The sequence below is a fragment of the Arthrobacter pascens genome (assembly GCF_030816475.1).
GTDB classification, from domain to species: Bacteria; Actinomycetota; Actinomycetes; order Actinomycetales; family Micrococcaceae; genus Arthrobacter; species Arthrobacter pascens_B.
In genome coordinates, this window is record NZ_JAUSXF010000001.1 from 3688176 (window position 1) to 3712768 (window position 24593).

Here is a 24593-nt window from a genome sequence, read left to right on the forward strand (position 1 = left end):
ATTATCGCCAGATTTGCGGTAACCTCCGCCTGACGGACTACGAGATGACGTGCTCCCAAGACGTGCCGGCCGGGTCAGAGTTTGTCAGTCTTGTCATCACCCTTATGGCCGGCGCCGCGCAGGTTCTCCTGCACCTTGCCAAACAGATCCTTGATGGTGGATTCGGTATTGGTGAGCATATCCGGCTGGAGGTACACGTGCTGGCTGCCGGGAAGGCTGTAGCTGGACTGCAGGCCTCCCGTACCGTCCACCCCTTCCAGGGCAATGGTCACGCCGCCCTCTTTACGTGCAACGGCGGCAATCTTCCCGAACACCAAGGTGAATTCGTCCGGCTCGAAACTCACCGTCTGTCCGATATGGGTCCTGTTGAGTTCGCTGGCCAGCGTCGCTTTCTCATTGCCTGTCCCCGTGTAGTTCATGGCGTTCTCCCTGGTGTAATTGGCGAATTATGCGAGCAGTCTAACGCCGCCGGTAGACCCGGTATATAGCCCCGGCAGCCTGCGCAAGGCCCCGTCTCACAGGCGGGCATGTCCTCCACTGGGTATGCCGGAGAAGCGGCCGGCCACTACTGCTCCGGCCCTGAAACGGACTAACTTGGGACGAAGGCCCGGTCCTGCGAGACTGGACCGGAACGCAGCCGTAACGGTAAAGGAGCCTCACAATGGCGCAAGAGCAGCGCACCTCAGTCCGCCCCAACCGGATCACCGAACTCTTCGGCATTGAAGTCCCCGTTGTTCTTGGCCCGTTCGGCGGCGTGTCCTCCGTCCCGCTGACGGCCGCGGTCAGCGACGGCGGCGGGCTGGGCTCCTTCGGCCTCTACGGCTATACCGCCGAGGCCATCCACAAGACGGCCGGGCAACTCAGGGAAGCCACGGCCAGACCGTTCGCACTGAACCTCTGGGTGCCGGACGGCAGCGAAAATACCCGGCTCGCTCAGGCGGACTTCGACCGCTACGTGGGCGTCCTCCGGCCCTACTTTGATGAACTGGGCCTCCCCCTCCCGGAGATGCCCGACCGCTATCTCCCGGACTTCGGCGAACAGGTGGCGGCGACGCTGGAGGCGGGTCCCGCCGTCGTCAGTTTCGTTTTTGGCGTTCCCGCTCCTGAAATCATCGAGGAGGCGCACCGGCGCGGGATAGTGGTTGCAGCAACCGCCACCACGGCGGCGGAAGCGGCGGCCCTGGAAGCCGGCGGCGTGGACGCGGTGGTAGCCACCGGCATGGAGGCAGGCGGCCATCGGGTCTCCTTCCTGAAGCCCGCAGAGGAATCCCTGGTGGGTACCTTTGCCCTGGTTCCGCAAGTGAGGGATGCCGTCAAAATCCCGGTCATCGCCGCAGGCGGCATCGCCGACCGCCGCGGGTACAGGGCTGCCTTGGCGCTCGGCGCCGACGCCGTCCAGGTGGGCACCGCGTTCCTCGCCACCAGGGAATCGGCTGCCGTTCCGGCCTACCGCGCCATCCTCAAAAGCCCGGCCGCCGGGGAAACCGTGCTCACCAGGGCCTTCAGCGGACGGCTGGCACGAGGAATCCCCAACCGCATCATCGCCGACCTCAGGGACCCATCGAGGATCGCGCCCTTCCCTGCTCAGAACTGGCTGACCGGCCGCTTCCGCCCGGAGGCCGCCGCCCAGGGAAATACGGAGCTCATGTCCCTGTGGGCCGGCCAGGGCGCGCCCTTGATCCGACATGACTCCGCCGCGGATGTCCTGGCCGAACTTCTGGCAGGCGAATCAGGTTTGTAGCATCAGGAGATCGTGCCCGGATGATCACGATCCGGGCGTCAAATCGCTCCACTTGCCCGTGGCGTCGTTGACTACGGCAACCCCGCCCGCAATGGTTATGCCATGAGGTCTCAGCGTATTTCACACGGGTTTTTTATCACGACGGCGGTTGCTACGGCGGCGCTGATGCTCACCGCATGCGGGCCCTCCCAGCCGCAGAGCCAAACGGCAACGCAACCGGCTACCAGCTCCTCCAGCCCGTCCACGACGTCCGCGTCCCCCGGCGGGCCCTCATCGTCGTCGTCGGTACCTGCCGCCACCACAGGGCCGGCCCTGTGCAAGGCGGGCAGCCTTGCCGCCGCCACGGATGCGACAGGCGGCGGGGCGGCGGGCAGCGTCTATATGAAGCTGCTCCTCACCAACACCGGCGCTGAGCCGTGCCTGCTCAGGGGATTCCCCGGGGTGTCATTGGCGGCGGACGCGGCGGGAGAGCCCATCGGTGCCCCGGCGAAGCGCGACGAAGCCACTCCGGCCACCGATGTCCTGCTGGCGCCAGGCCAGTCAGGATCAGCCGTTCTGCGCTACACCCACGCCGAGAACTACGCTGGCTGTGCTTTGGCAGATGCTGCCGGCTACCGGATTTATCCGCCGGAGGACACCGCATCCATATTCCTGCCGCAACCCACAAAAGCCTGCAGCAACGCGCAAATCGAGCTGCTGACGATCGGGGCCTTCCAGCCGGCCCAGTGATACGGCTGGAAGGGTGCGTCGTACTTTAGTGCGCCGTTGTGGTGCGTCCTGCCCGGGAAGTGCCACGCGAGAGCGCCACGCCCAGGGCAATCATGCCGAGGCCCAGGATCAGGTGCAGCCAGTTGTCAGCTGTGTTGAGGGGCACGAAATTGGCCGGGCTCTCTTGCCCCACCAGCAAGCCGTAGAGCCAGAGGACAAGGTAGATTGCCCCGCCCACCAGCAGGAAATTCCGGGACTGCGCTACACTGCGTGCCATCGCGATACCCGCTGCACCAAACAGCAGGTGGACGATGTTATGCAGGATGGAGACCTGGAAGACTCCCAGCAGCATGGCCTCGGAATCGTGGCCTGCCATGCCCAGCGACCCATAGTTGCTGGTGATGCCCGGAATGAATCCCAGGATTCCAACCAGGGCAAAAACCGCGCCCACGACGAGTGCCGCTTTCTGGATATTGGTGCGGCCTAACGTCCGACCGCCGGAACTTGCGCTTGTCATGATCACTCCTGGATCTAGTCGACATTGAAGGTTGCAGATAATGCCTGTCGGCGGAGCCAGAATCATCCACTTCCACCAACATGGTAAGTATACTTACCAAATCGGCTGCAAGGACGCGCCCCAGATATAACGGACCCATTACAAATCCGCTTCAGCCACAAACCGGTCCGCTGCCGGGGATCGCAGGCGGATGGGGTCCGTTGAGCTTGGGCAAGCATTCCTGTCGGGGGGTTAGGGCATGATGGAGGAATGCAGGAGGATCAGCCAGCGGAAGCGGGATCGGAGGCGGGATTAACAGCCCGCCGGGGAGCGCCCCTGGGCCGCTTCAGCCGGCCCACCCGTGAATGGTTCCTCGGAGCCTTCTCAGAACCCACGCCTGCCCAGGACGGGGCGTGGGATGCCATTTCTTCCAGCTCTCACGCCCTCGTGGTGGCCCCCACCGGATCCGGAAAGACGCTGGCTGCTTTCCTATGGGCACTGGACAGGCTCCTCGTTTCGGCGCCCGCCCCGGATCAGGATTTCGCGGAGGCCGATGCCCCGGCCAGGAAGAAGGACAGGCGTCCGCAGACGCCCCGGCGCAAAACCCGGGTGCTGTATATCTCGCCCCTCAAAGCCCTTGGCGTGGACGTGGAACGGAACCTCCGTTCGCCCCTGATCGGCATCACCCAGACGGCCAAGCGCCTGGGGCTTCCGGCGCCGCTGATCACCGTGGGAGTCAGATCAGGAGATACGACGGCGGCCGACCGACGTGCGTTGCTCAGCCACCCGCCGGACATCCTCATCACCACTCCCGAATCGTTGTTCCTGATGCTGACATCCAGGGCGCGGGAGACCCTCGCAGAGGTGGACACCATCATCGTGGACGAGGTCCACGCGGTGGCCGGGAGCAAGCGCGGCGCCCACCTGGCAGTGTCCCTCGAGAGGCTGGATGCGCTTCTTCCCAAACCTGCCCAGCGCATCGGGCTCTCAGCCACCGTGGAGCCGCGGGAGCTCGTGGCCCAGTTCCTCGCGGGCTCGGCTCCAGTGGAAATCGTGGCACCCGCCTCGCGCAAGAACTGGGACCTGTCTGTCTCGGTGCCCGTCGAGGACATGTCCGATCTCCAGGGGGCAGCAGGCGCCTTCGATTCGGGTCCCGCCTCCGGGCTGCAGCCGCAGGCCTCCATCTGGCCCCATGTAGAGGAAAAGATAGTTGACCTGGTGCTGGCCAATCAGTCCACCATCGTCTTCGCCAATTCCCGCCGCCTCGCCGAGCGGCTCACGGCCCGGCTCAACGAAATCTACGCCGAACGGCAGCTGGCGGCCGTCGGCGGAGGTTGGGACGAACCGGCCGCTGAAATGGGGCGGGAGGCGTCTCCCGCTGCCGGCGTACCGCCGTCGACTGCCACACCCGCGCACATGATGGCGCAAGCCGGCAGCACATCAGGCGCTGATCCCGTCCTGGCCCGAGCCCACCATGGCTCTGTTTCCAAGGACCAGCGGGCCCTGATTGAGGATGACCTCAAATCGGGGCGGCTGCGCTGTGTTGTTGCCACATCATCCCTAGAGCTTGGCATCGACATGGGCGCCGTGGACCTGGTGGTGCAGGTCGAGTCCCCGCCGTCCGTGGCTAGCGGGCTGCAGCGCGTGGGCCGCGCGGGGCACCAGGTGGGCGAGATATCGCAGGGCGTGCTGTTCCCCAAGCACCGCGCAGACCTGGTCCACACCGCGATCACCGTGGAAAGGATGCTCGAAGGCAAGATCGAGCGGCTCAGCATCCCCGCCAACCCCCTGGATATCCTCGCCCAGCAGACCGTCGCGGCCACTGCCTTGGGGAGCATCGACGTCGAGGAGTGGTTCGCCACCATCCGGCGGTCCGCCCCCTTCGCATCCCTTCCCCGCTCCGCGTTTGAAGCCACGCTGGATCTGCTGGCCGGCCGCTACCCGTCAGACGAGTTCGCCGAGCTCCGCCCCAGGATCATCTGGGACCGCAATGCCGGCACCATTGAGGGCAGGCCCGGGGCACAAAGGCTTGCGGTGACATCCGGCGGCACCATCCCGGACCGCGGCCTATTCGGCGTCTACATCATCGGCACGGAAGTTGAAGGCTCTGCGTCGCCTTCCGGCGACGGCAAAACAGCTACGGCTACGCCCGCGAAAGGCGGCCGGCGGGTGGGCGAACTGGACGAGGAAATGGTGTACGAATCCAGGGTGGGCGACATCTTCGCGCTGGGCGCCACGAGCTGGAAGATCGAAGACATCACCCATGACCGCGTGCTCGTATCCCCGGCGTTCGGGCAGCCGGGAAAGCTTCCGTTCTGGAAAGGCGACTCCCTCGGGCGCCCCATCGACCTGGGCCGCGCCCTGGGTGCCTTCGTCCGTGAATTGTCCGCGGCCGACGTCGGGCCTGCCACCGAACGCTGCAAGGCCAGCGGCCTGGACGAATTCGCCGCCAACAACCTCATCCAATACCTGACCGAACAGAAGCTGGCCACGGAGGTCGTCCCGAGCGACACCACCCTGGTGGTTGAGCGCTTCCACGACGAACTGGGCGACTGGCGGGTCATCCTGCACAGCCCGTTCGGCATGCCGGTGCACGCGCCCTGGGCGCTCGCCGTCGGGCAGCGCCTCCAGCAGCGGTATGGGCTGGACGGCTCCGCAATGGCCGCTGACGACGGCATCGTACTGCGCGTCCCGATGATGGAGGACGAGCCGCCGGGGGCCGAACTTTTCCTCTTCGACCCCGACGAGCTGGAGCAGATCGTCACGGCTGAGGTAGGCGGAAGTGCGCTCTTCGCCTCCCGCTTCCGCGAGTGCGCCGCCCGCGCGCTGCTGCTCCCCCGGCAGACCCCGGGCAAACGGCAGCCGCTCTGGCAGCAGCGCCAGCGGTCGGCGCAGTTGCTTGACGTGGCCAGGAAATACCCAGCGTTCCCCATCGTCCTGGAAACTGTCCGGGAGTGCCTCCAGGACGTCTACGACCTTCCCGCCCTTAAAGAGATTGCTGCGTCCGTGGAACGCCGTGAGCTGCGGATCGTGCAGACCACCACCCAGCAGCCCTCGCCCTTCGCCAAGTCCCTGCTGTTCGGGTACGTGGCCCAGTTCCTGTACGAGGGCGACTCCCCGCTGGCCGAGCGCCGTGCCGCCGCCCTTGCGCTGGACTCGACGCTCCTGAATGAACTCCTTGGCCGGGTTGAACTACGGGAACTGCTGGACGCCAAGGTCATTGAAGCCACGGAACGCGAGCTCCAGCGCCTCGCACCGGACCGCCGAGCCCGCGGCGTGGAGGGCGTGGCGGACCTGCTCCGCCTCCTGGGTCCGCTGGCAGCAGAGGAAGTGGCCGCCCGTCTTGTCGGGGAGATGGCTACCAGCGCCATGGGCGAACCCGACGCAGACGACGCGGCACCTGATCCTCCGCCGGCCAGCACGGCGGTGGCTACCTCCCACCTGGTTTCGCTGCAGCGGGCCAATCGCGCCATCAGGGTGAACATCGGCGGGGTGGAGCGTTTTGCTGCCGTGGAGGACTCGGCCCGCCTGCGCGACGCCATCGGCGTTCCACTGCCCATGGGCGTTCCCCTCGCCTTCATCGAACCCGTGGCCGACCCGTTGGGCGACCTCGTCTCGCGCTACGCCCGCACGCACGGGCCCTTCACTGCCACGGAAGCCGCGGCGCGGCTGGGACTCGGGGTGGCTGTCGTAGGCACCGCCCTGAAAAGGCTCGCCGCTGACGGCCGCGTCGTGGAAGGTGAATTCCGGCCGCACGGACCTCCGCCGGATATCGCCACAACAGGCAGTGAGGAGGGCCAGCAGGAACAGGCACTCCACGAAATGGTGCCTCCTCATCCGACCAGCAGCGAGTGGTGCGATGCCGAGGTCCTCCGGAGGCTCCGGCGTCGTTCGTTGGCCGCCCTCCGCGCTGAAGTAGAGCCAGTAGACGCTACCGCATACGGTCGTTTCCTTCCCGCCTGGCAGCATGTCCGCACGCCGGGGGCCGGACGCAGCCAGCCTGCCCTGCGTGGACTGGATGGGATAGTCACTGCCATCGATCAGCTGTCCGGGGTGCCTGTACCGGCGTCGGCCTGGGAGCCCCTGGTCCTGGCGAGCAGGGTCACGGATTACCAGCCTGCCATGTTGGACGAACTCATGGCCGCCGGTGAGATCCTCTGGTCCGGGGCTGGGGCGCTGCCTGGAAACGACGGCTGGATTAGCCTCCACCTGGCCGATTCCGCCGAGCTCACGCTGAACCCTGCCATCGAATACGAACCAGGCGACGCGCAGCAGCGGCTGCTCGACCACCTCCGGAACAACGGCGGTGGGTACTTCTTCCGGCAACTGACTGACGTTGCCGGTGGTATGGATTCTGTGCTGGCGGACCAGGATGTGGTCTCCGCCCTTTGGGACCTTGCCTGGGCCGGAAGGATCACCGGGGACACGTTCGCGCCTGTGCGCGCCCTCATCGCCGGAGGCCACACGGCCCACCGCCAGGTCGCCCGCACGCCCCGGGCACGCTCACCGCGCCTCAGCCGGCTCGGCCGCTCGCACGGCACCGGACTGCTCGGCTCAGCGGGGCTCGGCTCGGGCCTTGGCGGAGGACGGAACGGTTCAGCTTCCGGAGTCGCGGCCACTCCCCCGCTGGCGGCGGGCCGGTGGTCCGCACTGCCGCTGCCCGAACTGGATCCCACCATTCACGCGCGCGCCACCGCTGAACTGCTACTGGACCGCTACGGCGTGGTGACCAGGGGCTCCGTTATGGCCGAGCAGATACTGGGGGGATTCGGTCTGATGTACAAGGTCCTCGCACGGCTGGAAGAGGCTGGCCGCTGCCGGCGAGGGTACTTCATTGAACACCTGGGGGCGGCGCAGTTCGCGGTTCCGGCAACCGTGGACAGGCTTCGCTCCTACTCGGAGGACAGCCAGCTTGCCAAGGCGGACCCTGTGGCGCTGGCCCTGGCGGCCACAGATCCGGCCAACCCCTATGGCGCCGCGCTGCCGTGGCCGGCTCTCAATGAAGAGGCGGGTACGGGGCATCGTCCGGGGCGGAAGGCCGGCGCCCTGGTGGTGCTCGTTGACGGCGCCCTGGTCCTGTATGTGGAACGCGGCGGAAAGACGCTGCTGGCCTTTAGCGACGACGACGCCGTACTGTCGGCCGCCGGCTCAGCCCTGGTAGGGGTCGTGACCCGCGGGGCAGTGGACAAGCTGATCATGGAGAAGGTCAACGGCCACGGCATCCTGGACACTCCGATAGCTGCAGCACTGGCTGCTGCCGGGGCCTACTCCACCCCCAAGGGGCTGAGGATCCGTGCCTGAACCGGGGATGCGGGAGGTGGGGATCAGTGCCTGAGGGCGATTCCGTCTGGCGCGCCGCCAGCCAGCTGCACCAGGCCCTGTCCGGGCAGAAGCTCATCGCCTCCGACTTCCGCGTGCCCCGGTTCGCCACCCTTAATCTGGTCGGCTGGACAGTGGAAGAGGTGGTTCCCCGCGGAAAGCATCTGCTCATGCGGGTGCAAGGGCCGGACAACCAGAAACTCACTATCCACTCGCACCTGAAGATGGAAGGGGCGTGGCAGGTCTATCCGCCGGGTGGACTCTGGCGGAAACCGGGATTTACTGCCAGGTGCGTGCTCCGGACGGCGACGGCGGACGCCGTCGGCTTTTCCCTGGGAATTGTGGAGGTGGTCCGCACCGCGGACGAGGATTCGATCGTAGGGTACTTGGGACCGGACCTGCTCGGTCCCGACTGGGACCCGGCAGAGGCGGAACGGCGGATCCGGGCAGCTCCGAATGTGCCCATCGGGGTCGCGCTGCTGGACCAGCGCAACCTCGCCGGCATCGGGAACGTCTATCGCTGCGAGTCCTGCTTCCTTTCAGGTCTCCACCCGGCGTCGCCCGTTTCGGCCGTTCCGGACCTCGTGGCCCTTATCACCGACGCCAAACAGCTCCTCGAAGCCAACCTCGGCTCGGGCCGCCGGACGACCGTCCTCGACTCCCGCGGAAACCCGCGTGGAAATCCCCGTGGAAACCCGGGCGGGATACCCATGGGGATGTCCGCGAGACGGATGCCGAGGCCAGCCGGCTACTGGGTCTACGGACGGGAGCATCGGCCATGCCTGAGATGCGGAACCCCGATCCGCCGCGATGTCCTGGGCAAGCCCAACGGCGAGGAAGAACGGGACATCTTTTTCTGCCCGCAGTGCCAGCCGTTACTGTCCTAGGGATGGCGCACGCCCGGCTAAAGACCGGGCGGTCCGTCATCAACCACGCAGACATCAACTGCGCAGAGTGGCGTCCTGCCTGTCAGAATCCCCGGCACCGTCCACGGCCCTGTCCCCTGCACTATCCGCGGCTCTAGGGTCCTGCTTATCGCCGGCAATCACAGCGGGAACCATAAAGCGGGGCAGCAGCAGCTGTACCAGGGGTCCGATGGCCAGGGCGTACACGACCGTGCCCACGCCTATCGAACCGCCCAGCAGCCATCCGATTGCGAGCACCACTACCTCAATCAAGGTGCGGGACACACGGACGGACCACCCTGTGCGCCGGGCCAGGCCCGTCATCAGGCCGTCACGCGCACCCGGGCCGAACCTTGCGCCGATGTAGCAAGCCGAGGCGATACCGTTCAGCAGTACGGCGCCTGCGAGCATCCCGATCTGGCCGCCAAGGTGGGAGATAGCCGGGATCACTGCCAGGCCGATATCCGCGAACACACCGACCAGCACGGCGTTGCACAAGGTGCCGAAACCGGGCCATTGGCGCAGCGGAATCCAGAGGAGCAGCACCAGGAAGCTCACGGCGATGACGACTACGCCAATGCTCAGGCCGGTCTTGCCCGCCAGTCCCTGATGGAACACATCCCAGGGGTCCAGGCCAAGCCCGGCACGGATGAAAACGGCAAGGGAGATTCCGTACATGGCAAGGCCGGCAAAGAGCTGGAGTAGTCTGCGAGTCATCATGCACTTACCCTCTCAGAGAACTGGCATTGATTTACATAGCCAGTTTGAGATACTGGCTTTATGTCCGGCTCCTTGAACCCCTCCTCCCTGGCCCGCCTGCTGGGCAACTGGCACGCCGGCGCCGCCCCCGCCTACCGCGAGCTGGCCGACGTCGTTCGCCTCCTGGTCCTGGATGGCAGGGTACCGCTGGACACCGCTTTGCCGAGCGAGCGGGCTCTGTCCGAAACCCTCGGCATCAGCCGGACCACAGTGACGGCCGCCTATGCGCACCTGCGGGAGCAGGGCTTCCTCAGCAGCGGTCAGGGCAGCCGGGGTCGTACTCGGATCCCCCGCATCACGCCGCTGGGCACGACGCTGGTGACAGGCCACGGGCTCACGACTTCCGGGCGCAGTTCTCCCGGCCCCTCGGGCCCCGGCCCCTCAGCGCCAGGGCTAGCGGCACCGGGGCTCGCAGCCCCGGGACTGGCGGCGCCTGATGGGCTCATAGACCTCGCCTACGCCTCAATGCCTGCCAGCGGCGAAGTGGTGCACCGCGCGTTCGCCGCCGCCCTCACCGAGCTTCCTGCCCTATTGCCGGGATTCGGGTACGACGCCATCGGCTTGCTGCCCCTTCGCGAGGCCATCGCGGAGCGTTACAGTTCCGCCGGGGTCCGGACCACGAGCGCGCAGATCCTGGTGACGTCAGGCGCCCAGCATGCTCTCAACATCGTGATCCGTGCCCTCGCCGGACGCCAGGACAAGATCCTGATGGAGCATCCCAGCTACCCCAATGCCCTGGATGCCATCCGTGTGGCGGGCTGCCGGCCGGTTCCTGTCGCGTTCAGCCAGGCCGTCCACGGAGCCGCAGATGACGCTGGCGGCAATCCCGGAAGCAGCAGCCGTCATGTGTATGCGTGGGACATGCACGCCCTCCAGACCGCAATGATGCAGCAGCGGCCCAGGATTGCGTATGTGGTGCCGGACTTCCACAACCCCACGGGCCAGGCGATGAAGGATGCCCAGCGGCGCCAGCTGGTCCGCGCCGCTGAGGCTGCGGGAACAGTGCTGGTGGTGGATGAGACACTCCGTGAGCTGAACCTCGACGGCGCCGTGACCACTCCGGTGGCTGCTTTCAGTTCCGGGGTGGTCACCATCGGCTCGCTCAGCAAATCGCATTGGGGCGGACTCCGCACGGGTTGGATCCGTGCCTCCGAACCCCTGATCCAGCGGTTCGCTGCCGCACGGACCTCCCTGGATCTGGGCGGCCCGGTCATGGAGCAGCTGGCAGCAGCGCACCTGGTAAGGGCCATGGACGAGCCCCTGCCCGGCCGCCTTGAGGCGCTCCGGCGGAACCGGTCCGCACTGCTGGAACTGCTTCACGGGCACCTGCCGGACTGGGAAGCTGCCTGGCCTTCCGGGGGCCTGTCTGTCTGGTGCAAACTGCCCGCACCGATGAGTACTGCGCTGACGGTCATCGCCCCGGACTTTGGCATCCGGCTGGCTGCAGGGCCGCGCTTCGGAATCGGCGGCGCGTTCGAACGCTATCTCCGCGTGCCGTTCACCTTGCCGCCGGAGCAGTTGGAAACGGCGGTCCGTGCCCTGAAATCGGCCCAGGACAAGCTCGACGCCGCCCCGCAGCTCCGCCGGACGCTCAAGACAGCCCCTGCCGTGGCCATCGCCTGACTTCCCGCAGAAAACCCGGGCCTCCGGTTAGCGGGGACGGGGACTTTTCCGGAGCTGATGAAGGACGGTGGCTCCGTCGCTGTCCCCGGGTGAAGGGCAACACCGCACCGGATCGTTAGGAACTGCTGTCCGCAACGGGCCTTGCGGAGCGGCCCATGCGCTGCTTTGCCGTGTTGCTTCCGGCGCCGACGGGGACATGCGCAGTGGCTTTGGCCAGCCCGAAAAGTGGCATGCCGTTGTACACCACCTCGATGCCTCCGGCGGGTACTTGATAGGTTTCGTGCCAGACGCCTACATCCCCGGTTCCGGAAAGCTCTTTCATGAAGCGCCGCCACGGTTCCAGGTGCGGTGAGTCGCGGTCCGCCGCGAATTTCCGAAGATGCTCCGGACTCTGCCAGTAACTGAGGAGTACCGTGGTGCGCCCGAACCACTGCTCATACCCCAGCAAGCCCGACGCCGGATCGGCGGCGAGATGCTGGAGCATCCTGGGCATCGAGGCGGCGACCTTTGCAACGGTTCTGACCTTCCACCACCGGTTCGCGCGCATTCCGATGAGGAAGACGGTCACCGACTCACTTTCGAGATCAGCGGTGTAACGGCCGGGGAATACCTGCTGCGCCATGGAAGCTCCTAGGAAGTGTTGTTTCTTTTATTTGATAACGCAGTTACAAAACAACGTTATGAAACAACGTTATGGAACAATGGACTCCATGGCAAGACCTGTAATACACGACGCCTCACTGAGGGCCGAACTCCTCACTGCAACCGCGGACCTCGTGGACCGGGAGGGTCCTGCCCGCGTCACCCTTCGCGACGTCGCTACGGCTGCAGGGACGTCCACCACAGCCGTGTATTCACTGTTCGGCGGCAAATCGCAGCTGCTCACGGCAGTGGTCGATGACGGGTTCCGCTCGTTCCGCGACTCCCAGGCCGCGGCAGCCCCGGACGGACTGCGTGCACTGGGCCTGGCCTACCGGACCTGGGCCCTGGAACACCAGGCCCTGTACCGGCTGATGTTCGGAGGCGCGCTGGCAGCTTACGTCGATTGCCGGCCGAGCCCCGATGCCGCTGCTGATGCCATGAAGCCACTGATGGAAGCCGTCGCTGCGGCCCAGTCAGCCGGAGTCTTCCTGGTGGCTCCGGTGGAGGCCGCTGCCACGGCCATCTGGGGCCAGGTCCACGGCCTTGTCGGGCTGGAACTGGCGCAGGTCGGGTCCCCCGGAACCGACTGGGAGGCTGTCTATGAGTCAGCCTTGGACGCGGTGGCCAGAGGCTGGAGAGCCTGAACCGGGCCACCGCGCACAGCGGCCTACGCGTACACCTTCTCGAGGAAGTCGCCCCAGGCCTTGGCCGTGGCTTCCGGATCGCCGCTGCCGCTGAAATCGTGCACAGTCATCCCCACGGGCGCACCGAAGGAGTTCCGGCCGAAGAACCTGTACATCGCAGCGGACGTCCGCAGGCCCAGGAAGTGCTCGTTGGAGAAGTCCACTTCCCCGGAAAGCCGCCCCACGCCGTCGAGCTCCAACTCCACCCGCGAACCCTGCGCCGCTGATTCAACCCCGAGGGCCTTCTTCAGCTGCACGAATCCGTCCGGCCGCTGTGACGCCGCCGGGCCCTGGACGTCCGTGAAGACCACCGGCTTGCCGTCGAAGTACTTCAGATACTGGCCGAGGGTGTGCAGGTAGAACTCAGTGTGCTTGCTGGCGCCGTCGTACTGCTCGTCCCAGTTATCGGCGAAGATGCCACTGTGGACGTAGTGCAGGCGGGCCCGGCCGCCGTCGAGCGGCTCGAGAACGTGCTCCAGCTGGTTGAACCAGCCGTCCGGACCCTCCATCCGGGACACAAGGTGGGTGGGGTATTCCTTGACGGTCTGGACGTCCGGCCACTGGTCAGTGGGGAACATCCAGCCCGCCGTCCCGTCGGTGATGGCCTCCCAGACGCGCTCGGGCGTGCCGGGCAGTTCGGTGTCATAGACGATTTCGAATTCGCGGTTGTCAGTCATTGTCCTGCTCCTTAGGTGAGAGGGGTTTGTGGGGTGTCTTTGGGTACTGCCGGGGCCTTGAGGACAGGATGAAGCGCGACGACGAGGCGGTGCTTGCGCCCGGCGCCCGGCCCGCCGTCGTGATATTTGTCCACCAGGTGCGTGACGGCGACGGCGAGTTCCTCCGCGAAGGCGGCTCGGTCCGCCGCCGTGCGGAAGGTGATTTCGCCGTCGATGGCAAAGGTGGCCAGCTTCTGCCGGGCCGCGGCGGCCCCGGCAATCAGCTTGCCCATCTCCTGCACCATCCTGCCTGCGAGCGCCAGCAGCCAGAAGGCCGAGAAGCGGTCCGAGAACCTGTGCGGGTCGGGCGCCACCGAGGCGAGCGCCACTGGCGAGATCAGGTAGGAGGCAGCAGTGGCCTGCAGGACACGTTCAGTGACGTTCCCTTTCCGCCGCTCCTCCACCAGCCGCACCAGCCCGTGGCGCTCCAGGGCTTTGAGGTGGTAGTTGACCTTTTGCCGTGGCAGGCCCACCTTCACTGACAGCTGGGTGGCAGAGCCCGGTTCGGCCAGCTCCTGGAGGATGCGGGTGCGGATCGGATCCAGGGACGCTTCCGCCGCGGCCGGGTCCTCAATCACTTCGATGTCCAACATGCTTCAACTGTCGACCCCGACAACTTTATTTGTCAAGGATGTTTTTACTGTCGGTTCCGCGAGTTCGCGGGAAGGGTTCCAGTTCGCCGGAACGATCCAGCGAACTCGCACCGCTGCGGCGATCTCGACGTCGAGTCGAGACGCCAAGACGCCGAGACGGGAAGAGACGCCGAAGACCCGGGGAACCGCAAAGTAGAATGGACCGGTGATGCAATCCCCCCTCCCCGTGCGCGACGGCGTCAACGCCACCCGCCTGCGCCTCCCGGAGGACGGCCCCTGGGCAACTGCGATGGACTACATGATGCACCGCTGGGGGCATATCGACCCGCAGGGCATCGAGGACAGATTCGACGCCGGCGAGATCGTGGGCGAGGGCGGAATCCCCCTCAACCGGGCCACAAAGCTCGAGGACCACACCTTCATCTGGTACTACCGCAGCCTTCCGCCCGAGACCCGGATCCCCGTTGAGCTGAGCATCCTGCACCAGGACGAGCACCTCCTGGTGGTGGACAAGCCCCACTTCCTGCCCACCACCCCCGGCGGCACCTACATCCAGGAATCGGCCCTGGTCCGGCTGCGGAACCAGCTGGGCCTGCCTGACCTGATCCCCATGCACCGCCTGGACCGAATGACAGCAGGAATCCTGCTGCTCTCCACCAACCCGGAAACCCGCGGCAAGTACCAGGTCCTCTTCGAGAAGCGCCAGGTCCGGAAGGAATATGAGTGCGTTTCCGCCGCAGAGCCGGCGGCGGGGTATCCCGCCGTCGACTTCCCTGTAGTGGTCCGGAACCGGATGACCAAGTCCCGCAGCTACCTGCTGGCCGAAGTCATCGAGGGCGAGCCGAACGCGGAGACCCGCGTGGAACTGCTGGAAACGTTCGACGGCGGTGCTTCCGCCGCCGGTGCTTCCGTCGGCGCCGCGCGCCGTGGGCTGTACCGCCTTGAGCCGCACTCCGGGAAGACCCATCAGCTGCGGGTTCACATGGCCTCGCTGGGGCTCGGAATCGTGAACGATGCGTTCTATCCCGATCTGCTGGACAAGGCTCCGGATGACTACACCAGGCCGCTGCAGCTACTGGCCAGGGGCATCCGCTTTGTCGACCCCGTCTCGGGTAGGCCCGTGGAATACCGGAGCCGCCTGCAACTCAGCGAGGCTGCGCCCACACGGCGTTGAAGGCTGCCTCCATTTCGGGACTGAACAGCACAAATTCCACCAGCTCCAACTCGCTCCCGGGATGGGAGGCAGCAAACCCGTTGACGGCGTCGAGCGCGGCCTCCGCCACCTGCCGCCCGGCCCAGCCATAAGCCCCGCCGCCTACGGCTGGAAATGCAAGCGAACGGGCCCCCAATGAATCCGCCAGGCGCAGGCTTTCGCTGAAACACGAGACCAGGAGCGCCCTGTTGGTCTGCCCGGCGTGGCGGTTCGGCCCCACGGTGTGAATGACCCAGCGCGCCGGGAGCCGGAAGCCCGGTGTGGCGACGGCGGCGCCGGCCGCGAGCCCGTGGGGCAGGTCCCGCGCGCGGAGTTCCCTGCATGCGGCCAGCAGTTCGGGTCCCGCCGCCCGGTGGATGGCCCCGTCCACCCCGGCCCCACCCAGCAAACCGGAGTTGGCCGCGTTCACGATCGCGTCCACGGCACGGGTGGTAATGTCGCCCTGGATAATCCGGGTCCGCATGCCGACAGTCTCCCACCGGCAGCCTCTGGATGACAGGCCGGAGCAGGAATATCCTGTGGGTATCCGCTGTCCTGCCTGGAAGGTTCCGCAAAGGCTTCCGCTGCAGCCGGCGCGAGGTGAGGACGCCCCATGGACACGCTCATCGAAATCCCCGGTGACCGCACGGCCGCCAACTTCGCCTACGCAGCGGCCGGACTTGGCGTGATAGGCGTTGGGACGCTGGCTGCCATGTATGCCATTGAAGTACCGCGGAACGGGCCGTACATCTTCGGCACCATCAATGACGCAACAGGCGGGGTCTTCAGCCTGGTGGTCATCCCCGTGATCCTCCAGGTCCACCGGCGGCTGCCCCCATCACCGGGCTCCGAGGCCGGGAAGTGGCTGGTGGTAACAGCTTGCGCCGCAGGGTCTGCCAGTTCCTTCCTCCTGGTCTTCAAGCAGCTCGATTTCGGTGTGTCGACAGGCATCAGCATGGGTGCCATGGCGGTCCAGGCAGGCTGGTTCCTACTGGCCCACCGGGCACTGCTCAAGAACGGAGGCTATCCCCGCCGGCTTGCACGGCTGGACAAGCTCATCGGCGGGGCGCTTCTGGTTGGCCTGCCCTTCGCCGGGCTTGCCTTCGCGGAACAGGCTCCCGGCTGGATCCGCTGGGGCATCGGCGGAGCCGGCTTCGCACTGGGCGCCACGGCCTGGGCCGCGTGGCCGTACTGGTATTACCTGGCCGCCCGGCACCTCAGCCAGGCTCCGTCAACGGAAGCGGCGCCCGGCATTTTCCGTAAAGCCTGACCCCGCCAGGCACCGGCTCCTGGCGCCCCGACTTCTGCACCGGCAGGCCAGCCCGAGCCGCCTGCAGGAAAGTGCGGTACCTTGTGGCCATGGACTTTGGCAACGCCGACAGCTGGGGGGCGGCGATCTATTTCTGGATCATCCCCCTGGTGCTCGGCGACGCCATCTTCCCGCCTGTTCCGTCCGAAATGGTCGTGATCACCGGCGGAGCACTCTCGGCGGACGGCCGGGCCAATGTGTTTTTGGTGGCTCTCCTCGCCGCAGCGGCATCCTGGATCGGGGACATGGTGGTGTTCCAGCTGTTCAAGCGCCGCCTCAGCCACGTGCTGGACCGCTGGCGCTGGGGCCGGAAACTCCACAGCGGCATCCATCTGGCTATTGCCCGGGCCGGACGCTCCTCCACGTACGGGACGATCATCGGCGCAAGGTTTCTCCCCGGCGGGAGGCTGGCTACCTCGGCAGCGGCAGGGATCGCGGACGTTTCGGTCCGTGGCTACAGCCTCTGCGCCGGCCTTGGCGCACTGTTATGGGCAACCTGGCTGGTGGGGCTGGGCTTCTTCACCGGGTCCGCCACGAAGCTCCCGTTCTGGGCCAGCTCCCTGATCGGGGTGGCGGCGGGACTGCTGATCGGCATTGGCGTCGGTGTCATCGTGACGCGCCGACGCGGTAGCCGTTCGCCGGTGGACGAGCCTGGCGGGCCGGCCTGAATTCCTGACCGGCCGGAGCCGGGTCTATGGAGCCTAAACGGGCGCCCAGCGGCCGCGGTTGCGGCGGAGCACCATGAGTGAGCCTGTCAGCGCAACGCGTTCGACGGCGTCGCGCATCATCGCTGCCGACTCACGCGCCTGCTGATTCTCACCTTGGTACTCCGTGGGCTCCACCAGGAACCGCAGGTTCAGCTGCGGCACGCCGCCGGCAAGCTCCAGCCTGTTGGACTCCACGTGATGCCGCGTCCCCAGCGCCTCCACGGCGGCAGCCATCACCGATTCGGGCGGGTTGCCGGGTTTCAATCCGGTGATCTTCAGTCGGGTCTGGAACGAAGGCATGCCGTCAACCTTATCCCGGCAGCTGCCTGGTCCCCGAAGCCCTGAAACGCTCTCTCACACCCTGCAGGAAAACCACAAGCGCTCCCTCACCGGGTGAGAGAGCGCTTGGGAAAAACCCACAGGAGGTGAGAGAGCGTCGTGGCTAGCCGGTGTTGCGCAGGCCGGCGGCTACCCCGTTGACGGTGATGAGCATGGCGCGCTGGAGCCGTTCGTCGATCTCAGCCCCGCTGATGCTTCCGTCCCGGGCACCCTCGGCGCGGATGCGGCGCAGCAACTCGACCTGGAGGTAGCTGATGGGGTCCAGGTACTGGTCACGGATCTCAAGCGAGCGCTTGAGCGTGGGCTGGGCGTCGAGGAGCAGGTTTTCACCGGTAAGGTTCTGGATCTCGCTGACGGTGAGCTCATATTCCTCGCGGATGGTCCGGAAGATGCGGTGCAGCTCCTCCGGAACCAGGGTGGCCACGTAGTACCCCGCGATGTCCAGATCCGTCTTGGCCAGCGTCATCTCCACGTTGGATAGCACCGAGCGGAAGAAGTGCCAGTTGTCCATCATCTCCACCAGCTGGGCCGAATGTCCGGCCTCGCGGGCAGCCCTCAGGCCCGAGCCCACGCCGAACCAGCCGGGCACGATCTGCCGTGACTGGGTCCAGCCAAAGACCCACGGGATGGCGCGCAGCCCCTCGAGACCGGCCCCCGAGTCAGGGCGCTTGGACGGACGCGAGCCGATATTCAGCGATCCCAGCTGCTCCACAGGAGTGGACGCCACGAAATAAGCCGGCAGGTCGGGGTCATCGATCAGCTTGCGGTAGCGGTCAAACGCGCCGTCGGAAATGATCTCCATGACGTGCCCGTACCGTTCGCGCTGGTCCTCCGACGTACGCGGGCTGCGGTGCAGGGCAGATCCCTGGAGCACGGCCGCCAGGGAAAGCTCCAGGTTTTCCCGGGCGAGCTCCGGCAGCGAGTACTTGTCCGAGATGACCTCGCCCTGCTCGGTGAATTTGATTTCACCTTCCAGCACGCCGTTCGGCTGGGCCATGATGGCGTCGTACGTGGGACCGCCGCCACGGCCCACGGACCCGCCGCGGCCGTGGAACAGGCGCACCCGGACCCCGTGCTTGGCCGCCACGTCGCGCAGCTTCCGCTGCGTCTTGTGGATTTCCCATTGGCTGGTCATCACGCCGGATTCCTTGTTCGAATCCGAGTAGCCCAGCATGACTTCCTGGACGTCGCCACGCAGGCGCACCAGCTCACGGTAGGACGGATCGGAGAGCAGCTGGTCGACAATTTCCGCTGAGGCCCGCAGCTCCTCCACGGTCTCCAGCAGCGGCGCGAACCCGATCCTGGCGTAAGGGGTTTCGGCGAACAGGTTCACCAGCCCGGCCTCGCGGGCCAGGACCGCGGCGGCCAGGACGTCGTCCGCGCCCCGGGTCATGGAGATGATGTAGGTCTCGATGACGTCAGGACCGTAGGTGCGCAGGGCGCGCCGGATCTCGCGGAAGACGTCGTACGTACCGTCCGCGACGCCGTCGAGCTTGATCGGGTGCCCGGACAGCGGACGGCGCGAGGCCAGCTCGGACCCCAACACCTCAAACCGCTCCGCGCGGCTTAGTTCGGCGTACCGGAGGCCGGGGCCGCCCAGCCGGTCCATGAGCTGTCCGACGGCGTCGTGGTGGTGGTCGGCGTGTTCGCGGATGTCCAGGGTGGCCAGGTGCAGGCCGAAGGAGGCCACCGCCCGACGGACACGGGCCAGGGCGCCGTCGGCAACGAGCGACGCCGAGTGGTTGCGGAGGGACAGCTCCAGCAGTTCGAGGTCGGCCAGGAGTTCGTCGGTGGCGTTGTAGTCGCGGCCGTGCTCGTGGGAGGAACCGGAGGCCACCCGCTTGCCGGTGTTGATGAGCTTGGCTTTGATGCAGGTCAGCTTGAGCCGGTAGGGCTCCTGGGCATTGAGCTCCAGCACCCTGCGTTCGAGGCCCGGCAGCTTTTTCAGGTCGGCGTCGATTGAATCCAGGAGTTGCTTGTCCGCACCGGCCAGCGCTGTGGAGTTGGACAGGATGGAGATCAGTTCATCGACCATGCCGATGCTGATCCGCACGGCGTGCTGGTTCTGTATCTGAAGGATCTCCCGCGTGACGGCGGCGGTGACGTTGGGGTTGCCGTCGCGGTCCCCGCCGATCCAGGAACCGAACCGGATGGGGGCGTTCTGCGAGGCGAGGCTCACGCCGTGTTCGCCGAGCAGTTCGGACAGTTCGGCCAGCATCTCCGGCATGGCGTCGGTAAGGATGCTGCCGAGGTAGTAGATGGCGTTGCGGGCCTCGTCCACGGGAGTGGGCCGGACCTGGCGGAGTTCGTCGGTCTGCCACATCTGGTCGATGATCTCGGAGAGCTGACGGTCCTGGCGGCGGCGGGCAGTGGTGCCTTCCTTCGTGGGCTGGGCCAGCACGTCGGAGAGTTTGCGTATCTTGTCCAGCACCGAACGCCTGGAGGCTTCGGTGGGGTGAGCAGTGAAAATGGGCCGGACATCCAGCCCGTTGACCACCTCCTGCAGCACGGCGGGCCCTGCCTGTCCGGCGATGTCAGTCACCGCCTTGGCCAGCCAGCCGTCCTTCTCCTGCCTGGTCCGCAGGCCCCGCACGCGGTGGACCTGCTCAGCCGCGTTGGCAAGGTGGAAGTAGAAGGCAAAAGCGCGGACCAGGTCGGTTGCCTGCTCAATGGGCAGGGAGCCCAGCAGCTCACGGACCTGGGCGACGACGTCGTGCGCGCTCCACGGCCCGGTAGCGTGCGCGCCGCCCCGGGCCGCCTCTTTTGACTCCTTGGTGAGGAGCCGGACCTGTTCCACGAGGTCCAGGAGCTCCGGTCCGTGCTGGCGCACCAGGGATTCCCCCAGCAGGGTGGAAACGCGCCGGACGTCCGCCCTCAGTTCGGAGGCGAGGTCGGTTCCGGAATTTATTGCAGTGTCAGCCATGGAAACTATCTTTCGAGGGTTCGGACTCGGCTCGTACACTGCGCTGGATACTGTGAGCCACGTTACTAGCTAAAGATGCTACCCGCAGGGGGCCGCTGCCGGGGAATCCGTCTCAGATAGTGTGACGACGGCCCTGTCACCAGCATCAGCGGACGATCTTGAAATTGAACTCGACTGTTCCCAGCACGCCCCACAGCCGCAGCCAGGCCGGCATCATCATCTCAGCGCCGCGGGCGGAGGTGATGTCACCCAGGTCGATAATGTCACGGTGCCCCAGGGCCTCCAAAAGCTCAGTGACCACCGTCTTGGCGCCGGCGTCGTCGCCGGACACAAAAACCGAATGGTCCCCGCCCGCAAGCCTCCCGGGATCCACCATCAGCCCGGCGTTCATCGTGTTGAGCGTCTTGACCACCCTGGCATCAGGAAACGCACCCTGGATCCGTTCTCCAAGGCTGTCCGTGTTCACGGGATTCAGCACCGGCGGCATGCCCTGGGAAGAATCGAGGGCGTTGGATACGTCAACGAGCACTTTGCCGGCCAGGTTGGCGGACCCAGCCAAACTCAGTGCGGCGAGTGCCCCTGCCCCTTTTGTCGCGTTCACTACGAGTTCAGCCTCGTCGGCAGCATCCGCAAAGGTTTCCAGGGGGATGTGCTGGTTCGCGGCATGCCATTCGCTGAAGGGCTGGGCTCCCGTGGCGGCCGGTCCGCTGCGGCCCAATGTGGCCTGCGGATCCCTCGTGCCAAGGACCACGTCGTGCCCGATTCCGGACAGTGCGCCCGCCAGGGTCCGGCCTACGGTTCCCGTGCCAAGGACCGCGATTTTCATGGCTACTCTTTTCAGCTGGTGATGTGGCAGGTCTACGCCGGTTCCGACGTTACTCCCCGTCGGCCTCAAGGCAAGCGAGGAACGGCGGCAGGCTATGGTCAGGGGTGGAATGAACGGAGCGCCGGCAGGGTTGAAGCGGGCACTGCAGAAACCATGGAGGAATCATGAGCACACCCGCGGATGCCCAGCTGGAGCGTTGGCAGCGCTTCCGCAAGAGCCGCAATTCGGTCCTCGCCAGCCCGCACGGCTGGCTGACCCTCACCTCCTTCCAGTGGCTGGAAACCCAGCCCGCCGCCGTCGAACTCGTCCCCGGCCTGTGGTGGACGGACGGTGTGACGGCATCACTCACCGCCGGCGCACGCGACGGCCTGACGCTGGTGGAAACCGGGGAGCCCGTGGACGGCACCATCTCTGCAACCCTCGCGAACGAGGAGTCCCTCATGTGGGTGCAGTTCGGCGGCAGCGACGGCCGGCAGGTGGTGGTGGAGCTTGCGATGCGCGCGGACCGGTACGCCATCCGCACCCGGGATTCCAGCTCGCCGGTGTTCATGGAGTTCGACGGCGTTCCCACCTTTGATTACGACCCCGCCTGGGTGATCCAGGGACGGTTCGAGGCCTACCCGGAGCCGGTGGACGTTCCCATCGCCACGGCAAATCCGCTCGTGGACGGGGTGCACCGCTCCGTGGGTGAGGTGGTGTTCCGGGTCCCGGGCCTCCCGCATGAGATCCGCCTCCACGCTGAGGAAGAGAAACTTGGCGCCCTGACGGTCACCTTCCACGACGAGACGAACGGCATTTCCACTGACGAGTGGCGCAAAGTCTTCATCCCGCGTCCGCGCGTTGATCCATCAGGAAAGGCGACGGTGATCATCGACTTCAACCGGGCCATCAACTACCCCAGCGCCTTCACGCCTTTCGGCACCTGCCCCATGCCGGTCAAGGGAAATTCGATCGACGTCGAGGTGACCGCAGGCGAGAAGGTTCCGGAGGGAAGCCTGGCCTAGGCGATGGCAGACACTCCGGTGACGGCCCTGCCGACGATCAGCGTGTTGATCTCAAAGGAGCCCTCGTACGTGAAAATGGCCTCGGCGTCGGCGAAGATCTTGGCCATCCGGTAATCGGTCACTATCCCGTTGCCGCCCAGGATGGACCGTCCCATCGCCACGGTCTCGCGCATCCGGGCGCTGATGTAGGACTTGGCCAGCGCAACCTGGGGCATGCCCGCCGCGCCCTCCTCCTGCAGCTCGGCGAGCCGGACCATCATGGCCATGCTCGCTACGGCGTTGCCCAACATGGTCACCAGCTGCTGCTGGATGAGCTGGAATTGCGCCAGCGGCCGCCCGAACTGCCGGCGTTCGACGGCGTACTGCCGGGCAACGTCGAACGCCGCCAGCTGCTGCCCCACGGCCTGCCAGGCAACCATGATCCGCGATCCGCGCAGGAGCCGGTTCGTGTCTTCAAAACTGCTGATCCCGGCGAAGCGGTCCGCCTCGGCGATGCGGACGTCCTTGAACACAATGTCAGCGTTCTGGACTGTCCGGAGCGCGATCTTGTTCTCGATCCGGCTCCGGCTCACGCCCGGCAGGGAAGCATCCACGATAAACCCCCGGACGGCGCCGTCGGCTTCGTCCCGTGCCCACACCAGCATGTAGTCGCAGAAAGTCCCGTTGCCGATCCACCGCTTGGCACCGTTGAGCAGCCAGCTGTCGCCGCCGACGTCGGGCTCCCCGGTCCGGGAGGAGATCCGCCGGGCACGGGTCTCCATGCCGCCGGCGACGTCGGAGCCATGGCCGGGCTCTGTCAGCGCGAAGGCCCCCGTGATGCGCAGGTTTGAGGCATCGGCGAGGAGCCGCTCCTTCTGCCCCTCCGAACCGAAGGCATAAAGGGATTCCACAAAAAGGTCGTGGTGGACCAGGAAAAACGTGGCGATGGACGTGTCTACGCGGGTCATTTCGGCGATGACCAGCCCCGCGAACAGGTGGCTGTAACCCCGCTGGGCGGGAGTGCTCAGTTCCAGTGCCGCGAGCTTGGGGAGGATGTGCGCGGGAAATTCCGCCTTGTTCCACCAGTCCGACGCGTGCGGCGCGATCTCCGAAGCGAGGAAATCCCGCAGCTCTGCCAGCTTGTCCCGCTCCCGGGGGCTGAGCTGCGCCTCAAAGGCGAAAAAGTCCGCAGCTGGCAGCTCTTTCGTGCCCGGATCAGGGGCCGGACGAGTGCCGGGATCAGGGGCGCCTTCGTGCCCCGGGCTCATTTGGGACCCATTCGAATGGCGCCGTCCAGCCTGATTGTTTCGCCGTTGAGCATGGCGTTTTCGACAATGTGGGCCACGAGGCCGGCATACTCGGCGGGCCTGCCAAGCCGGGAGGGATGCGGCACCTGCCGGCCGAGCGAATCCTGCGCATCCTGCGGGAGCCCGGCCATCATCGGGGTCTCGAAGATCCCCGGCGCAATGGTCACCACCCGCACCAGTTCGCGCGCCAGCTCCCGCGCCAACGGCAGGGTCATCGCGGCAACGGCGCCCTTGGAGGCCGCGTAAGCCGGCTGGCCGATCTGGCCTTCGAACGCTGCAACGGAAGCAGTGTTGATGATCACGCCACGCTCAGGACCGCCGACGTCGGTACTCACGGGTTCGGTGGCGACCATGGCCGCCGCAGCGAGGCGAAGCACGTTGAACGTCCCGATGAGGTTCACCTGGATGACGCGGCTGAACGCGTCAAGCGGCAGTACGCCGTCGAGCCCCAGCACCTTGCCCGGGGTGGCGATGCCCGCGCAGTTCACGAGGATCCGCAGCGGGCCCAAGGCCACGGCTGCGTCGACGGCACCTTGAACCTCAGCCTCGTTGGTCACGTCCGCGGGGGTGAAGACTGCGGTCCGGCCTGTACCGGATCGCCCGGCGGCAGACCCGTTCAGTTCCTCGGCGAAGGCTGCACCGGCAGAGCCCGGCAGGTCGATCAGCACCACGGAAGCCCCGCCGTCGAACAGCCGCCTGGCGGTGGCCGCCCCCAATCCGGAGGCTCCGCCCGTAATCATTGCGACGCTGCCATTGATGTCCATACATCCTCCTTGATGCGGGCCCCGGCGAAACAGCCCCATGGGAACATTAGTTAGTGAA

Annotated in this window: 22 protein-coding genes; 10 read left to right on the forward strand and 12 right to left on the reverse strand. The window is 66.4% G+C overall.

Translation table 11 applies throughout. The features are described from left to right. Positions 1-74: 74 nt before the first annotated feature. Positions 75-419, reverse strand: coding sequence for a hypothetical protein (locus QFZ40_RS16860; RefSeq protein ID WP_306905785.1), 345 nt, complete (start codon positions 417-419; stop codon positions 75-77). A gap of 242 nt (positions 420-661) precedes the next feature. On the opposite strand from QFZ40_RS16860, the gene QFZ40_RS16865 reads away from it, so the two are divergent. Both QFZ40_RS16865 and QFZ40_RS16870 read left to right on the forward strand, forming a co-directional pair. Then, positions 662-1741: an NAD(P)H-dependent flavin oxidoreductase gene (locus tag QFZ40_RS16865; protein ID WP_306905786.1), complete on the forward strand. Its 1080-nt coding sequence runs from the start codon at positions 662-664 to the stop codon at positions 1739-1741. Between the two features lie 102 nt (positions 1742-1843). Next, positions 1844-2470, forward strand: coding sequence for a DUF4232 domain-containing protein (locus QFZ40_RS16870; RefSeq protein WP_306905787.1), 627 nt, complete (start codon positions 1844-1846; stop codon positions 2468-2470). Positions 2471-2495: 25 nt separating this feature from the next. Here the strand turns inward: QFZ40_RS16870 and QFZ40_RS16875 are convergent, their stop codons facing one another. Then, positions 2496-2966 carry a DUF4383 domain-containing protein gene (locus QFZ40_RS16875; RefSeq protein WP_306905788.1) on the reverse strand — a complete coding sequence of 157 codons (471 nt, stop codon included), beginning with the start codon at positions 2964-2966 and terminating at the stop codon, positions 2496-2498. A 315-nt stretch (positions 2967-3281) separates the two neighbouring features. Here QFZ40_RS16875 and QFZ40_RS16880 point away from each other — a divergent pair, with 315 nt between their 5' ends. Beyond that, positions 3282-8246 carry an ATP-dependent helicase gene (locus QFZ40_RS16880; protein WP_444861241.1) on the forward strand — a complete coding sequence of 1655 codons (4965 nt, stop codon included), beginning with the start codon at positions 3282-3284 and terminating at the stop codon, positions 8244-8246. Between the two features lie 26 nt (positions 8247-8272). Continuing rightward, positions 8273-9151 (forward strand): Fpg/Nei family DNA glycosylase, encoded by an 879-nt coding sequence (locus QFZ40_RS16885; RefSeq protein WP_306905790.1) that lies wholly within the window; start codon positions 8273-8275, stop codon positions 9149-9151. A 54-nt stretch (positions 9152-9205) separates the two neighbouring features. Here the strand turns inward: QFZ40_RS16885 and yczE are convergent, their stop codons facing one another. Continuing rightward, positions 9206-9889 (reverse strand): membrane protein YczE, encoded by a 684-nt coding sequence (yczE, locus tag QFZ40_RS16890; protein WP_306905791.1) that lies wholly within the window; start codon positions 9887-9889, stop codon positions 9206-9208. Positions 9890-9949: 60 nt separating this feature from the next. Between yczE and yczR the strand changes: the two genes are divergently transcribed. Then, positions 9950-11551, forward strand: coding sequence for a MocR-like transcription factor YczR (yczR, locus tag QFZ40_RS16895; RefSeq protein WP_306905792.1), 1602 nt, complete (start codon positions 9950-9952; stop codon positions 11549-11551). A gap of 115 nt (positions 11552-11666) precedes the next feature. Here the strand turns inward: yczR and QFZ40_RS16900 are convergent, their stop codons facing one another. Continuing rightward, a complete protein-coding gene (locus tag QFZ40_RS16900; protein ID WP_306905793.1) occupies positions 11667-12173 on the reverse strand; it encodes a DUF4188 domain-containing protein in 507 nt (168 codons plus the stop codon). A gap of 88 nt (positions 12174-12261) precedes the next feature. Between QFZ40_RS16900 and QFZ40_RS16905 the strand changes: the two genes are divergently transcribed. Beyond that, on the forward strand, positions 12262-12837 hold the full coding sequence (locus QFZ40_RS16905; protein WP_306905795.1) for a TetR-like C-terminal domain-containing protein: 576 nt from the start codon (positions 12262-12264) through the stop codon (positions 12835-12837). A gap of 23 nt (positions 12838-12860) precedes the next feature. On the opposite strand, the gene QFZ40_RS16910 is transcribed toward QFZ40_RS16905, so the two are convergent. Both QFZ40_RS16910 and QFZ40_RS16915 read right to left on the reverse strand, forming a co-directional pair. Beyond that, the gene (locus tag QFZ40_RS16910) at positions 12861-13553 is read right to left on the reverse strand and encodes an SRPBCC family protein (RefSeq protein ID WP_306905796.1); all 693 of its coding nucleotides are present in this window, start codon (positions 13551-13553) and stop codon (positions 12861-12863) included. An 11-nt stretch (positions 13554-13564) separates the two neighbouring features. After that, positions 13565-14185 (reverse strand): winged helix-turn-helix domain-containing protein, encoded by a 621-nt coding sequence (locus tag QFZ40_RS16915; RefSeq protein ID WP_306905797.1) that lies wholly within the window; start codon positions 14183-14185, stop codon positions 13565-13567. Between the two features lie 208 nt (positions 14186-14393). On the opposite strand from QFZ40_RS16915, the gene QFZ40_RS16920 reads away from it, so the two are divergent. Next, complete coding sequence (locus QFZ40_RS16920) at positions 14394-15359, forward strand: RluA family pseudouridine synthase (RefSeq protein WP_306906967.1); 966 nt, start codon at positions 14394-14396, stop codon at positions 15357-15359. Here QFZ40_RS16920 and QFZ40_RS16925 read toward each other — a convergent pair. After that, positions 15331-15861 (reverse strand): O-acetyl-ADP-ribose deacetylase, encoded by a 531-nt coding sequence (locus tag QFZ40_RS16925; protein WP_306905798.1) that lies wholly within the window; start codon positions 15859-15861, stop codon positions 15331-15333. The genes QFZ40_RS16920 and QFZ40_RS16925 overlap by 29 nt on opposite strands. Positions 15862-15990: 129 nt before the next feature. Between QFZ40_RS16925 and QFZ40_RS16930 the strand changes: the two genes are divergently transcribed. Next, entirely contained in the window at positions 15991-16647 is a 657-nt protein-coding gene (locus QFZ40_RS16930; protein WP_306905799.1) for a hypothetical protein, read from the forward strand. An 89-nt stretch (positions 16648-16736) separates the two neighbouring features. Further along, positions 16737-17354, forward strand: coding sequence for a DedA family protein (locus tag QFZ40_RS16935; RefSeq protein WP_306905800.1), 618 nt, complete (start codon positions 16737-16739; stop codon positions 17352-17354). A 33-nt stretch (positions 17355-17387) separates the two neighbouring features. Here the strand turns inward: QFZ40_RS16935 and QFZ40_RS16940 are convergent, their stop codons facing one another. The 3 genes from QFZ40_RS16940 to QFZ40_RS16950 form a co-directional block, all read right to left on the reverse strand. Then, positions 17388-17693, reverse strand: coding sequence for a hypothetical protein (locus tag QFZ40_RS16940; protein WP_306905802.1), 306 nt, complete (start codon positions 17691-17693; stop codon positions 17388-17390). 142 nt (positions 17694-17835) lie between these two features. Further along, entirely contained in the window at positions 17836-20655 is a 2820-nt protein-coding gene (gene ppc / locus QFZ40_RS16945; RefSeq protein WP_306905803.1) for a phosphoenolpyruvate carboxylase, read from the reverse strand. Positions 20656-20800: 145 nt separating this feature from the next. Continuing rightward, positions 20801-21481 (reverse strand): NADPH-dependent F420 reductase, encoded by a 681-nt coding sequence (locus QFZ40_RS16950; RefSeq protein ID WP_306905804.1) that lies wholly within the window; start codon positions 21479-21481, stop codon positions 20801-20803. Positions 21482-21645: 164 nt separating this feature from the next. On the opposite strand from QFZ40_RS16950, the gene QFZ40_RS16955 reads away from it, so the two are divergent. After that, positions 21646-22485 carry a DUF1684 domain-containing protein gene (locus QFZ40_RS16955; RefSeq protein WP_306905806.1) on the forward strand — a complete coding sequence of 280 codons (840 nt, stop codon included), beginning with the start codon at positions 21646-21648 and terminating at the stop codon, positions 22483-22485. Here the strand turns inward: QFZ40_RS16955 and QFZ40_RS16960 are convergent. Further along, positions 22482-23732 carry an acyl-CoA dehydrogenase family protein gene (locus tag QFZ40_RS16960; RefSeq protein ID WP_306905807.1) on the reverse strand — a complete coding sequence of 417 codons (1251 nt, stop codon included), beginning with the start codon at positions 23730-23732 and terminating at the stop codon, positions 22482-22484. The two genes, QFZ40_RS16955 and QFZ40_RS16960, sit on opposite strands and share 4 nt — an antisense overlap. Further along, positions 23729-24535 (reverse strand): SDR family NAD(P)-dependent oxidoreductase, encoded by an 807-nt coding sequence (locus tag QFZ40_RS16965; protein ID WP_306905808.1) that lies wholly within the window; start codon positions 24533-24535, stop codon positions 23729-23731. Before QFZ40_RS16965 ends, QFZ40_RS16960 begins: the two co-directional genes overlap by 4 nt. Positions 24536-24593: the final 58 nt, after the last annotated feature.